The organism is Leeuwenhoekiella sp. A2, from assembly GCF_047946655.1.
Classification (GTDB): Bacteria; Bacteroidota; Bacteroidia; order Flavobacteriales; family Flavobacteriaceae; genus Leeuwenhoekiella.
Map to the genome: position 1 here is coordinate 2,303,529 of NZ_CP172311.1, position 12,717 is coordinate 2,316,245.

Genomic DNA, 12,717 nt, shown 5'->3' on the forward strand with positions numbered 1-12,717 from the left:
CTTATGGCTAAACAAGCAAATTCATTAACTCAACTGGCGCTCCAGAAATTCAAAAGAAATTTCTGGGGCGTTTTCAGTTTAATATATATTATTCTCTGTGGGTTAGTTGCACTATGTGCTTACCAACTGGCTCCAGATGATTCTCAAAATGCAAATCAGATGCATTTGTCTATTCACTCACAAAAGCCGGGGTTTACGGTAAAAATGTTAACTGTGCCAGGTGAAGTAGGAGGTGAGCAAAGTAGATTTGAGCGTTTTTTCATGGGCAAAAAAAGCGCAGATACAGAAATACCAATTTCATCTTTCGAACTTAAAAATGATGAGATAGAATATGTTCCCTATAATGAGGATGATGAGATGAACCTCATAAAATCAATAGAGAGAAATAACTTTAAAAATTCTAAAATTGATTGGGATCAGTCCGCTTTCGCGAAAGCCTATATAACTGAGCGCACTTTTCTCTTAGGGACAGATAAATACGGAAGAGACCTTTTAAGCAGAATGCTAATAGGTGCTCGCATATCGTTTAGTATAGGTTTTGTAGCAGTGTTGATTTCTCTTATTATAGGCATCTTTTTAGGTAGTTTAGCCGGATTTTATGGTGGCAAAGTAGATGCTGCAATAATGTGGATTATCAATGTAACGTGGTCAATACCTACCTTACTTCTTGTCATTGCTATCACTTTAGCTCTGGGTAAAGGCTTCTGGCAGGTTTTTATAGCAGTAGGTTTAACCATGTGGGTAGAAGTGGCCAGAGTGGTAAGAGGCCAGGTAATTAGCGTCAAGCAAATGCAATATGTGACCGCTGCAAGGGCGTTAGGGTATAGAAATAGCCGAATCATTATTTGGCATATTTTACCCAATATTATGGCTCCTGTGATCGTTATTTCGGCGGCTAATTTCGCAGGAGCGATATTGATAGAAAGCGGATTGAGCTTTCTTGGAATAGGAGCGCAACCACCTACACCTAGTTGGGGGGCGATGATAAAAGATCATTACTCGTATATTATTTTAGGAAAGGCTTATTTAGCAATTATCCCGGGACTTGCAATTATGTTTCTCGTTATGGCATTTATGCTTGTAGGAAATGCTTTGAGAGATGCTCTCGATGTAAAAGGTGGTTCTTGATCGATAAAGTGACTTGAGAATAAAGCTTAAGTTTGCAGACTTTACATTAAATGACCTCATGAACCGAAAATATATTTACCCCTTACTTTTTGTAGCTGCTACTGTTATCATTTATTTCGCAGATGATTTTGTGAATGAGCAGGTGCGTCAGCCTGATATTGAAAGCGGTAAAATTGCTAAACCTACAGCAAATAACTTCTTTCTTCCTACTTCAACTACTGGCGAAATTGTTTATCATAATTATTACATCTTGTCGTATAGCGAAAAAGATGAGCAGGCAGAATGGGTTGCTTATGAATTGAAGCAAGATGAATTAAGCGATAATAATTTTGACAGACCGTATTTTGAAATAGACAATGCAGTGCCTACAAAAGCTGCTAACTGGCGTAATTATAAAAATTCAGGATATGATCGTGGCCATTTATGCCCCGCGGGTGACAGGCGTTTTGATAAACAGGCCTATTTAGAGACATTTCTCACCAGCAATATCACGCCTCAATTACACGATTTTAATAGCGGTGTGTGGAATAGGTTAGAACAGCAAGTTAGAAGATGGGCTAAAGAATACGATGGTGTTTACGTAGTTACCGGCGGTATTTTAAATAATGCATTGGGAAGTATAGGTGATGAGGATGTTACGGTTCCTGCACAATTTTTTAAAATCATATTAGACAGGCAGGGTAATAATTACAAAGTTCTGGCTTTTTTAATGCCGCATAAAAAATCAGCTGAAGCGTTGAACAGTTTTGTGACAACGGTAGATAATATTGAAGAATTAACCGGGATTGACTTTTTCCCAAAACTGGATGATGAGCTTGAGACAAAATTAGAAGCTTCTAAATCGTATAGCAATTGGGATTTTTAGAAGCTTATCAAGCTGGTTGAAATAAAAATCAGTCAAAAAGGCCTAAAACCTCACTTTTACGGTCAAAAATCACCATTCATTTGCACGGTTTCCATCGAGTTTTACGAATATAAAAAGGAGTATTGTAAAGCCCCAAAGTCCGGAGCCACCGTAACTAAAGAATGGCAGCGGTATTCCTACAGTAGGAAAGATACCCGTAACCATACCAATATTTACCAGAAAGTGTATAAAGAGAATGCCGGCGACACTATACCCATAAATTCTACTAAATTGATTCTTTTGTTTTTCGGCGAGGTAAATAATGCGCATCATTAAACCTACAAACAGGAATATAACAAGCGTACTACCTGCAAAACCCCATTCTTCACCTACGGTACTGAAAATATAATCTGTATGCTGTTCTGGTACAAAATTTCCTTTTGTTTGCGTTCCCTTTAGGAAGCCGCGACCCAGCCAGCCACCATTTCCTATGGCAATTTCAGATTGATAAGTGTTGTAACCTATACTTTTCGTGTCAACGTCTTTACCCAGAACCACATTAAAGCGATCGCGATGGCGTTGTTCAAATACATTTTGAAAAATGTAATTTACAGAGAAAACAAATCCTATACATACAATAGGCAATATATAAAGCAGACTTTTACCTGTTCTTTTTTTTCTTTTCCTAATCAATAGAATTACTGCAACCAGCAGAATTGCGGCAATGACATACATTGGGCCTACCGCTAGTGTTAGTACAAAAAGAACGACAGAAGTTAATCCTACAATTAGATAAATTCCTGATAAGCCTTCTCTGTAAAGTGGGAAGAAAAATGCAGCATAAACTAACGCGCTTCCCGGGTCTGGCTGCGGTATGATAAAAATAGCCGGTAAGGCAATTATTAAAAATGCCTTTAGTTGATGCTGGAGCGTCTTTACATTTGTTTGTATATCGCTTAGATACTTGGCCAGTGCAAGAGCAGTTGCCGCCTTGGCAAACTCGCTGGGCTGTAAGCTAAAACTCCCAAAGGCATACCAGCTTGTGGCTCCTGAAATATTTTTACCGAAAACGTACAACCCCAATAACGACAGGAGGGAAGTGATGTAGATAACACTGGCAAAACGTTCAAAGAATTTCGCTTCAAGCGAAAGAATAAACACAACAATTACCAGACTTAGAATTATCCAGATTAATTGTTTTGTGTAAAGATTTGAAAGGTCAAATGAGCCTGTAACTACATCAGGCTCTATAGATGCGGAATAAATATTTATCAAGCCAATGGAAACAAGTGCCAGATAAAGTAGAATGATAAGCCAGTCAAAATTACTAACTGATCTTGAAAAGCTATTCATTAATAATTAATCTTAAATGGTTCTCCGCTTAATGGTTTTTCATATTCATCTTCTAAACTATGGGTTAGCACCCAGTCTTCAAGATCTTTACGTGTAATTTCTTTTTTAAGGTATTTCTCGATCATTAAACTGGCAATTTTGCCGGCATAACGTGAACCCCAATATCCATTCTCAACAAAAACGGCTAGAGCAATCTTTGGGTTGTCTTTAGGTGCAAAAGCAACAAAAATAGAGTGGTCTGTGAGCTGTACGCGTTTACCGTCTATTTTAGTAAAGTTTTCTGCAGTTCCGGTTTTACCACAAATTTCGATACCGGGAATCTGTAGAGTGGAAGCCGTACCATAGTTATACACATCAAACATACCTTGCACTACAGGGTCAAAATATTTAGGTTCTATAGTGGTATGGTGTTTTGTTCTGTATTGTTCAGGAATAGTGTCTTTACCTTCAATATCTTTTAAAATGTGCGGAGTATAAAACCAACCGCGGTTAGCTATTGCTGCCGTAACATTTGCAAGTTGCATAGGGGTTGTAATAACCTCGCCCTGGCCTATTGAGTTAGATAAGGTTGCAGTACTGTACCATTTATAGGTTGGGTATTGATAGGCTTTATTGTAGTAAGTACTATCTGGAATGTAACCCGGTCTTCCACTTGGGAGATCATAGCCCAAATATTGACCCAGCCCAAAGCTTGCAAGATGCTTGTTCCAGACTTCAATGCCTTCTTGTGGTGTTGGATATTTTTCTATTGTACGACGGTAAACATTAGCAAAGTAAGCATTGCATGAGTTGGCGATACCAGGAATCATACTTAGTGGACTAGCATGGTGGTGACAGCCTAATTTTCGGCCTCTGGAGCCGTAATAATATCCGCCATGGCAAGCAAAACTCTCATTAACATCTACTACTCCCTCTTGTAAAGCAATTAATGCGTTTAATGTTTTAAATGGTGATCCCGGGGGATATTCACCTTGTAGAACACGGTCAAATAAGGGTTTAGAAATACTATCTAAATATAGATCTGTAAAATTCTTAGAGCGTTCACGCCCTACTAGTAGAGCAGGGTCATAATTAGGAGCGGCAATCAAAGCCAAAATTTCACCGGTAGAAGGATCAATTGCAACGACACCACCCCTTTTGTTGACCATTAATTCTTCGCCATACTTTTGCAGCTCAGAGTCTACTGTAAGTTTAATGTCTTTACCCGGTTGTGGTAATGTGTCGAGTGTACCGTTTTTATACGCACCTATGTCACGGTTAAAACGGTCTTTCTGTACATATTTTACGCCTTTTACACCGCGTAATACTTCTTCATATTGTTGCTCTACACCTTGGCGACCAATAAGATCACCAGACTCATAATAAGCGTTTTGCTTGATATCTCTGTTATTTACCTCTGCGATATAGCCTAAGAAGTTTGCACCATAATCAATTTGGTAATCCCGCAATGATCTTTTCTGAATATAGAAGCCTTCATATTTGCGCATTTTTTCCTGTAAGTAGGCATATTCAGATTTGGTGAGTTGAGGTATAACAACAGATGGCAGTCTGGGTGAATATACTCTCGCCTTATTAAGTCGCTCATTGAGGCGCTCTTTTGTCATTTTGAGCAATTCACAAAGTTCGATCGTGTCAAAAGCTTTTACCTCACGAGGTATTACCATCACATCGTATGAAGGTTGATTACTTACGAGTAATTTTCCTTCCCTGTCATAGATATGCCCTCTTTGTGGGTAATCGTAAATACGCTTTATGGCGTTATTTTCAGAAAGGCGTATAGAAGAATTATCAAGTACCTGCAAATAGAATAATCTTCCTGTAAATGCAAGTCCTGAGATTAAAACGACGGTAATTAGTAAAAGTTTTCTCATTTGCGCTTAACGCTGAATAGTGTTACAAAAATTAGGCTGAGAATAAGAGTGAATATTCCACTGAGTAACGTTTTCTTCAGTATATAAATTATATCTGAAAAGTTAAAAGATTCAAGCAGAAATAATACAAAATGATGAATCACGATCAAAATGGCAAAATACGTAAACCGCTCTACGAAAGATGTATTTATTACCTTGACAGAATTGTACTCGTAAGCTACACCAAATACAGAACCTAATATCCATGGTCTGCTGTATGCCATTACTAAAGATGCAGCTGCATGCATACCCCCGCTATTGCTAAACATATCTAAAGTTATGCCAATTAAAAAACTAAAACTTATAAGAGCTGCTTTATTATCTCCTATTGGGAATAGAAGAATGAATAATACGTAAGGATACGGATTAATAAAACCCAGGAAGTTGATATGATTAAATATCGCTACCTGCAACACAACAAGAAGTATAAACCGAAAAACGTTTCTGGCAATGCTATTGTTCATCTATCGTAGCCTGTTCTAAGGTTTTTATTTCGTTTTTGTCAAGATTTTCTATAACATAGACATAACCCAGATTTGTCATGTCGTTGAAGAGAGAGATGGTGATGGTGTAATAATTCTCACTCGCATCAAGCTTAAAATCTTTTATGGTGCCTATGCCAATTCCTTCAGGGAAAATAGTTGATTTCCCACCTGTTACAATCGTATCACCTTTAGCCACAGGAGCTTTTTGCTGTACATCAACAAGCTTAACTAAATTAGGATCTTTACCGTCCCAAATAAGAATACCAAAATGCCCGCTTTTCTTAAGTTTTGCGTTGATCTGTGAGTTTCTGTTAAGAATACTAACAACGGTAGAGAAGCGAGAAGAAACCTTGTCTATGATGCCTACAATACCTTTACTGGTAATTACTCCCAGATCTGGTTTAATGCTATCATTTCTTCCGCCGCGCAGGGTGAGAAAGTTATCTTTTAAACTGTAATTGTTATTGATGACACGTGCAGTTGCAAAACGATATGTGCCATCAAAATGAGTAGTGTCTGTAGACGTAGTTACAGAATCACTAGAATTGAATACGATCTCCCGCAGCCTTTTGTTTTCTTCAACCAGTTCTTTGTTGTGAACTTTTAGATTTAAATAACTATCCAGATCATCAAGTTTGTTGTAAAACCCGCCCGATAAAAAGTTGGCCGAATTTATAAACTTACTTCTGTGATAAGAATGCGATTGAATTGTAAAAAAAACCGATAAAAGCAGCAGGACAATAAAAAGCAGGAAGTTTCTAAACCTGATTAAAAAATTTAAAATTTGCTGCATGAATCAAGCTCAACCTTATTTGATTAGTACGCTTTTATATTTCGCTAAATTTTTCAGCGTTATACCGGTGCCACGCACCACAGCACGTAATGGGTCTTCTGCTATATAAACAGGAAGATCTGTTTTTTGAGATAATCTCTTATCTAGTCCACGCAGCATACTTCCTCCACCAGCAAGATAGATACCCGTGTTATAAATATCTGCCGCTAGTTCAGGAGGTGTTTGAGACAAGGTTTCCATAACAGCATCTTCAATACGCAAAATAGATTTGTCAAGAGCCTTAGCAATCTCACGATACGATATCTGTACTTGTTTTGGTTTACCTGTTAAAAGGTCACGCCCCTGCACGCTCATATCGTCTGGCGGCACTTCAAGATCTTCTGTAGCCGCACCTATTTGTATTTTAATTTTTTCTGCGCTGCGTTCACCTACATAGAGGTTATGCTGAGTACGCATGTAATAGATGATATCATTTGTAAAAACATCACCTGCTATTTTAATAGATTTATCACAAACAATACCTCCTAAAGCAATAACTGCGATCTCAGTAGTTCCCCCACCTATATCAACAATCATATTTCCTTTAGGTTGCATGATATCTACACCTATACCTATAGCTGCTGCCATAGGCTCGTGAATAAGATAAACCTCCTTACCATTTACACGTTCTGCACTTTCCTTTACTGCGCGCATCTCAACTTCTGTAATACCAGAAGGTATGCAAATAACCATACGCAAAGCCGGAGCAAACATTCTTTTTTTAAGTGCAGGTATCTCTTTAATGAACATGCTGATCATCTGCTCACTTGCATCAAAATCTGCAATAACACCATCTTTAAGAGGTCTTATGGTTTTTATGTTCTCATGCGTTTTACCCTGCATCATGGCAGCTTCTTTTCCTGCGGCAATTATCTTATTTGTGGTACGATCTCTTGCTACAATAGAAGGGCTGTCTACAACCACCTTATCGTTGTGTATTATTAATGTATTTGCGGTACCAAGATCTATTGCTATTTCTTCGGTGAGGAAGTCAAAAAAGCCCATAAGCAGTAGTGAAAATTGAGGATGATTCTATATTCTGTTAAAGATTTTAAATGTAACTAAAAAAAAGTACTTAATCTTAATGTTTAAAGTGTCTTGTTCCTGTCATAACCATAGCAATATCATGGTCGTTACAGTAATCTATACTCAGTTGGTCTTTAATAGATCCGCCTGGTTGTATTACGGCAGTTATACCAGCATTTCCTGCTATCTCAACACAATCTGGAAACGGGAAAAATGCATCACTGGCCATCACGGCGCCTTTAAGATTAAAACCAAAAGATACAGCCTTGTCAATTGCTTGTCTTAGCGCATCTACACGAGATGTTTGCCCGGTTCCGCTGGCGCAAAGTTGTTTGTTTTTTGCAAAAACAATTGTATTAGACTTTGTATGCTTACAGATCTTTGAGGCAAATATCAGGTCACTTAACTCTTCTTCTGAGGGTTTATTGTTTGTCGCAGGCGAAAGATCTTCAGGTTGGTCTGTTTTAAAATCTTTATCCTGAACTAATATTCCGTTTAAGCAGCTGCGTACGAGCTTTTCTGGCAATTCTACCGGTTTTTGAACCAAAAGAACCCGATTTTTCTTACCCTTTAAAATTTCTAAAGCTTCGGCTGAAAAAGAAGGTGCGATCACCACTTCACAAAACAAGCTGTGAATCTCTTCTGCAGTAGATTTATCTATTTCCTGATTAGCGATTAATATACCACCAAAGGCTGAGACCGGGTCGCCGGCAAGAGCGTCTACATATGCCTGATGTAAACTTTCGCGTTGAGCGAGACCACAGGCATTGTTATGTTTTAATATGGCAAATGTTGGCTTTTCATTACTAAATTCTGCCATTAAGCTTACCGCTGCGTCAACATCTAGAAGATTGTTATATGATAATTCTTTACCATGAAGCTTATCAAACATGGCATCAAAATCACCGTAGAACTGACCGTTTTGATGTGGATTTTCACCGTATCTAAGCGATTTTCCGTTCTGTAGGCTGGTTTTATAAACTACTTCTTCTTCATTAAAATAATTGAAGATAGCGGTGTCGTAATGCGAAGAAACGTTAAAGGCTTTAGCCGCAAAACGCTTGCGATCCTCAATTGTGGTGCTTCCTTCGTTTTCGCTTATAAGCTTTAAAACTTCATCATAATCATCTACAGATGAAACACAAAGCGTGTCTTTAAAATTTTTAGCGGCAGCGCGTATTAGTGAAATGCCACCTATGTCGATCTTTTCTACGATATCTTGTTCTGCAGCGCCAGAAGCTACCGTCTTTTCAAAAGGATAAAGATCTACGATCACAATGTCTAGCTGAGGGATCTCATACTCGGCCATTTCTGCAACATCACCTTCATGATCCTGACGATTTAAAATTCCGCCAAAGATTTTAGGGTGCAATGTTTTAACGCGACCACCTAATATAGAAGGGTAAGAAGTAACATCTTCTACCGGTGTTACAGGGATGTTGAGGTCTTTGATAAACTTTTCTGTCCCTCCCGTAGAATATAGCGTAATGCCTAACTCGTGAAATTTCTCAATAAGTGGTTGCAGGCCTTCTTTATTAAATACAGATACTAATGCGGTTTTCGCCTTAATTGCAGTGCTCATGCAGATGATTTTATATAAGCTGCAAAAGTATGAATTACACCCTAAAAAGTAGGAGGTAATTCTGTATTTTCTCTGTAAATTATTGTAACGTTATACATAGTAATGCGTCTTATGAGCACTACTGTAAAAAAGTGTGTATGCTTATATATCTAAGGGTTCTTAAAGAAAGTCTTGCGTTTGCGATTAATGCGCTGCGCAACAACAAGTTGCGTACATTTTTGTCTTTACTGGGAGTTACTATAGGTATATTTTCTATAATAGGAGTTTTAGCCGCGGTAGATTCTTTAAAGCAGGAAATAAAAGGAAGTTTATCTTCTCTAGATAACAGTACTGTTTTTGTAATGCGTTTTTCCTTTGGCCCCAGCGACATACCGCAGTGGAAAAGAGAGCAGTTTCCTGATGTAACTTATGAAGAATATCAATACATAAAAAATAATGTGCCTAATGTTGACGCGATCTCTTACAACTTAAATGTAGGTGCAGAAACGATAAAATATAAAGATAAGCTGGTTACCGATGTTAATATTGCTCCGGTTACAGATGGTTATTATAATGTAGAGGCGCTTCAAATACAGGAAGGGCGATTTTTTAATGAATCTGAATCTAATAGCGGTTCGCCGGTAATTGTTTTGGGTGATGAAATTGCAAATGCTCTTTTTGATGCTAGTGATCCCATTGGTAAAGAACTGCGCTTATACGGGCAGCGTTTTACAGTTATAGGTGTTCTTGAGAAGGAGGGAAGCAGCATGTTTGGCCCTTCTAAAGATGAAATGGTAATGGTGCCGGTAAATATTGTGCGCCGTATTTATGGTAGCAACAATAAAGGTGCATTTCCCGGTATTGTTATAAAACCAAAAGAGGGAATCGACCTAGCCGAATTTAATGCTGTTCTGGGTCAGCGATTACGACAAATAAGAGGCTTAAAGCCAAATGATATAGACAACTTTTTTATCAATAAGCTACAGGGGTTTGCAGATATGATAGATAATATCACAGGCACGATGTCTACCATAGGTGGTTTTATTGGTCTGTTTTCTCTTCTTGTAGGTGGTTTTGGTATTGCAAATATCATGTTTGTAAGCGTTAAAGAACGTACCAACCTTATTGGGATTCAAAAAGCATTAGGAGCCAAAAATAGATTTATCCTGCTTCAGTTTTTATTTGAAGCTGTGATACTGGCAACTTTTGGCGGACTAATAGGATTATTTCTGGTATGGATCATCACATTGATCGCTTCGCAGTTTACCGGTGATTTTCAATTTATACTATCTGCCGCTAATGTTTTCTGGGGTATGTTTTCTTCTGTTGCAATAGGCATGATCGCTGGTATTGTACCTGCATTTATGGCTTCACGATTAGATCCTGTAGAAGCGATAAGAACCGGTATGTAAACATCGGTTTTATAAAAAATCAAAACAAAAACCCCCGATTTTTACATGAAAATCAGGGGTTTTTGTGCGTTTTAAGCTGGTTTTCTAAGCTAAAAGCTTAGCGACTTCGGCGTTTATCCATTCTAGAAAACGCTCATCTTCTTCTGTGAACGGGTCTGGTGTGTGAGAATCAATATCTATCTGCCCTATGTTTTCACCATTTACAAATAACGGAATCACAATTTCAGATTTTACAGTGATGCTGCATGCAATATAATTATCCTGTGCAGCCACATCTGGCACAACAAAGTTTTGGTTTGAAACAGCAACCTGGCCACAGATACCTTTTCCAAAAGGGATTATGGTGTGATCTGTAGGTTCACCGGCAAATGCCTCCAGCTTTAATTCTTCTTTATCGCCATTTTTAAAGTAAAAACCTACCCAGTTATAATGTTCAATATTCTCTTTTAATAAAGCACAAATCTGCTCTAGTTTATGGGTAGTATTTGAAGAATCGCTATTTAATATTGCCGATATTTCCGGCTTTAAGGTTTCAAATTTCATTTTTCTTGTATTTTAGGGGTCAAAACGACCTTTTCTTTGGTGCTACAATATGTCCACAAATATAAGTCGGTACTTCGATTTATCCTTACTTTTTTAGGAACCTATCTTTTGCTTACGCTGGGCTACCTTTGGTATTTAAAAAGAGATTTTGGGCCAGAGCATTATCCTGATTATCTTACTCAAAAGGTTGCTCTGCATAGCAAGTGGGTAATACAGGTATTGGGTTTCACTTCTAAAATTGAACCTCATGCGGCAGAAGCATCAGTAAAATTATTTGTAGAAGATCAATTTTTAGTGCGTGTGGTAGAAGGCTGTAATGGTGCGAGCGTCGTAATATTATTTGTTGCCTTTGTGCTGGCTTTTGCAGATAAATTAAAAAGTACTTTGGTTTTTCTCGTAGTTGGGAGTATTGCGATCTATATCATTAATGTATTGAGAATTGCCCTAATTGCAATCGCGGTTTACAAATTCCCGGGCTGGGCAGAATTTTTACATGCCATTGCTTTTCCTGCGATCATTTATGGTTTTATCTTTTTATTGTGGATTTTCTGGGTGAAACATTTAAAGCGAAAAAACCATGCTTAAAGCATTAAAAATCGGTTTAATTGTGGGTATTTTTGGTCTGCTGGTGCTGGTTAGGTATTTTCAGGAAGCTCTTTTTTACGATCCGCTTTTAGATTTCTTCAGATCAGATTTTTTAGAAAAAGAACACCTGCCAGATTTTCGTACTGCAAAGCTGATTTTTGCGCTCACAGAGCGATATTTTTTAAATTCTATCCTGTCTTTGCTAGTACTGTGGATCGCTTTTAACGAAAAAGGCTATGTGAAATTTGCTGCATTACTCTACTTAATTGCCTTTGTGCTTTTGCTGGTCATCTTTTATATGCTACTTAAAAATTATGAGCCAGAGCACTACCAGTTGCTGTTCTATGTGCGCCGGTTTCTCATACAGCCTTTATTTATTATAATTATTTTACCGGCATTTTATTATCAAAAAACACGGAAGAATTAGACATTTGTACATTAAACAAATAAATATTACACTATGAAAAAAATAGCATTTATAGGATTGTCTGTATTGGTTTTAGCCTGCGGCGAAAAAAAATCAAATACAGACAATGAAGAGGTTGTAACGATAGACACTGAGGCTCGCACAGAAGGAGCAAAAGAAGAACACTTTTCTGCCGCACGTACTGCCACTTTTAATGATTCACTCGTGGCAGACGTTTATGATAATTATAACGAACTTAAAACGGCACTGGTAAATACAGATGCCGGAGCGGCAAAATCAACAGCTGCAAATTTAAAAACAGCCCTTGAGGAGATAGATGGTAATGATGCGCTAAAGGAGCAGGTGAGCACCTTGAGCAATACAGGCGATATTGAGCAACAACGTGAATTGTTTTCTCAGGTAACCGCAGGCATTAAAGCATTAGTAGAAGGTAAGATAGAGCAAGGTACTTTATATTATGAGTACTGCCCTATGGCATTTAACGGCAAAGGTGCTTACTGGATCTCTAATGACAAGAAAATATACAATCCATACTTTGGTGATAAGATGCTTAATTGCGGTACTGTTGATGCAGAGATAAACTAAGACGGTAATTAAATTAAGTCAAAAAA

Annotated in this window: 13 protein-coding genes; 6 read left to right on the forward strand and 7 right to left on the reverse strand. The window is 37.9% G+C overall.

All coding sequences use genetic code 11. The annotated features are described in order from the left end of the window. Positions 1 to 3 precede the first annotated feature (3 nt). Positions 4 to 1,128, forward strand: coding sequence for an ABC transporter permease (locus ACH3PA_RS10095; RefSeq protein WP_416444583.1), 1,125 nt, complete (start codon positions 4 to 6; stop codon positions 1,126 to 1,128). Positions 1,129 to 1,186: 58 nt separating this feature from the next. Then, entirely contained in the window at positions 1,187 to 1,993 is an 807-nt protein-coding gene (locus ACH3PA_RS10100; protein WP_416444581.1) for a DNA/RNA non-specific endonuclease, read from the forward strand. Between the two features lie 69 nt (positions 1,994 to 2,062). On the opposite strand, the gene rodA is transcribed toward ACH3PA_RS10100, so the two are convergent. The 6 genes from rodA to purH form a co-directional block, all read right to left on the reverse strand. After that, entirely contained in the window at positions 2,063 to 3,325 is a 1,263-nt protein-coding gene (gene rodA / locus ACH3PA_RS10105) for a rod shape-determining protein RodA (protein ID WP_416444579.1), read from the reverse strand. Further along, a complete protein-coding gene (mrdA, locus tag ACH3PA_RS10110) occupies positions 3,325 to 5,196 on the reverse strand; it encodes a penicillin-binding protein 2 (RefSeq protein ID WP_416444577.1) in 1,872 nt (623 codons plus the stop codon). Before mrdA ends, rodA begins: the two co-directional genes overlap by 1 nt. After that, on the reverse strand, positions 5,193 to 5,699 hold the full coding sequence (locus ACH3PA_RS10115; protein WP_416444575.1) for a rod shape-determining protein MreD: 507 nt from the start codon (positions 5,697 to 5,699) through the stop codon (positions 5,193 to 5,195). Before ACH3PA_RS10115 ends, mrdA begins: the two co-directional genes overlap by 4 nt. Then, on the reverse strand, positions 5,689 to 6,513 hold the full coding sequence (mreC, locus tag ACH3PA_RS10120; RefSeq protein WP_416444573.1) for a rod shape-determining protein MreC: 825 nt from the start codon (positions 6,511 to 6,513) through the stop codon (positions 5,689 to 5,691). Before mreC ends, ACH3PA_RS10115 begins: the two co-directional genes overlap by 11 nt. A 15-nt stretch (positions 6,514 to 6,528) precedes the next feature. Then, entirely contained in the window at positions 6,529 to 7,557 is a 1,029-nt protein-coding gene (locus ACH3PA_RS10125) for a rod shape-determining protein (RefSeq protein ID WP_416444571.1), read from the reverse strand. A 76-nt stretch (positions 7,558 to 7,633) separates the two neighbouring features. After that, positions 7,634 to 9,160 carry a bifunctional phosphoribosylaminoimidazolecarboxamide formyltransferase/IMP cyclohydrolase gene (gene purH, locus ACH3PA_RS10130; RefSeq protein WP_416444569.1) on the reverse strand — a complete coding sequence of 509 codons (1,527 nt, stop codon included), beginning with the start codon at positions 9,158 to 9,160 and terminating at the stop codon, positions 7,634 to 7,636. 137 nt (positions 9,161 to 9,297) lie between these two features. Between purH and ACH3PA_RS10135 the strand changes: the two genes are divergently transcribed. Then, positions 9,298 to 10,551, forward strand: coding sequence for an ABC transporter permease (locus tag ACH3PA_RS10135; protein WP_416444567.1), 1,254 nt, complete (start codon positions 9,298 to 9,300; stop codon positions 10,549 to 10,551). Between the two features lie 84 nt (positions 10,552 to 10,635). Here ACH3PA_RS10135 and ACH3PA_RS10140 read toward each other — a convergent pair whose 3' ends face one another. Further along, positions 10,636 to 11,094 (reverse strand): GAF domain-containing protein, encoded by a 459-nt coding sequence (locus ACH3PA_RS10140; RefSeq protein WP_416444565.1) that lies wholly within the window; start codon positions 11,092 to 11,094, stop codon positions 10,636 to 10,638. A 39-nt stretch (positions 11,095 to 11,133) separates the two neighbouring features. Here ACH3PA_RS10140 and xrtF point away from each other — a divergent pair, with 39 nt between their 5' ends. The 3 genes from xrtF to ACH3PA_RS10155 are packed head-to-tail and all read left to right on the forward strand — an operon-like array spanning position 11,134 to position 12,691. Then, on the forward strand, positions 11,134 to 11,679 hold the full coding sequence (gene xrtF / locus ACH3PA_RS10145; RefSeq protein WP_416444563.1) for an exosortase family protein XrtF: 546 nt from the start codon (positions 11,134 to 11,136) through the stop codon (positions 11,677 to 11,679). After that, positions 11,672 to 12,106: an exosortase F system-associated membrane protein gene (locus tag ACH3PA_RS10150; protein WP_416444561.1), complete on the forward strand. Its 435-nt coding sequence runs from the start codon at positions 11,672 to 11,674 to the stop codon at positions 12,104 to 12,106. The genes xrtF and ACH3PA_RS10150 overlap by 8 nt, the downstream gene beginning before the upstream one ends. Before the next feature lie 33 nt (positions 12,107 to 12,139). After that, positions 12,140 to 12,691, forward strand: coding sequence for a DUF3347 domain-containing protein (locus ACH3PA_RS10155; protein ID WP_416444559.1), 552 nt, complete (start codon positions 12,140 to 12,142; stop codon positions 12,689 to 12,691). Positions 12,692 to 12,717: the final 26 nt, after the last annotated feature.

What these genes read in the sequence shown, in the direction of transcription:
- mreC (WP_416444573.1), bottom strand. Translation starts at nt 6,513, where the DNA reads ATGCAGCAAATTTTAAATTTTTTAATCAGGTTTAGAAACTTCCTGCTT.
- ACH3PA_RS10125 (WP_416444571.1), bottom strand. Translation starts at nt 7,557, where the DNA reads ATGGGCTTTTTTGACTTCCTCACCGAAGAAATAGCAATAGATCTTGGT.
- ACH3PA_RS10135 (WP_416444567.1), top strand. Translation starts at nt 9,298, where the DNA reads ATGCTTATATATCTAAGGGTTCTTAAAGAAAGTCTTGCGTTTGCGATT.
- mrdA (WP_416444577.1), bottom strand. Translation starts at nt 5,196, where the DNA reads ATGAGAAAACTTTTACTAATTACCGTCGTTTTAATCTCAGGACTTGCA.
- ACH3PA_RS10115 (WP_416444575.1), bottom strand. Translation starts at nt 5,699, where the DNA reads ATGAACAATAGCATTGCCAGAAACGTTTTTCGGTTTATACTTCTTGTT.
- ACH3PA_RS10140 (WP_416444565.1), bottom strand. Translation starts at nt 11,094, where the DNA reads ATGAAATTTGAAACCTTAAAGCCGGAAATATCGGCAATATTAAATAGC.
- purH (WP_416444569.1), bottom strand. Translation starts at nt 9,160, where the DNA reads ATGAGCACTGCAATTAAGGCGAAAACCGCATTAGTATCTGTATTTAAT.
- ACH3PA_RS10150 (WP_416444561.1), top strand. Translation starts at nt 11,672, where the DNA reads ATGCTTAAAGCATTAAAAATCGGTTTAATTGTGGGTATTTTTGGTCTG.
- ACH3PA_RS10095 (WP_416444583.1), top strand. Translation starts at nt 4, where the DNA reads ATGGCTAAACAAGCAAATTCATTAACTCAACTGGCGCTCCAGAAATTC.
- rodA (WP_416444579.1), bottom strand. Translation starts at nt 3,325, where the DNA reads ATGAATAGCTTTTCAAGATCAGTTAGTAATTTTGACTGGCTTATCATT.
- ACH3PA_RS10100 (WP_416444581.1), top strand. Translation starts at nt 1,187, where the DNA reads ATGAACCGAAAATATATTTACCCCTTACTTTTTGTAGCTGCTACTGTT.
- ACH3PA_RS10155 (WP_416444559.1), top strand. Translation starts at nt 12,140, where the DNA reads ATGAAAAAAATAGCATTTATAGGATTGTCTGTATTGGTTTTAGCCTGC.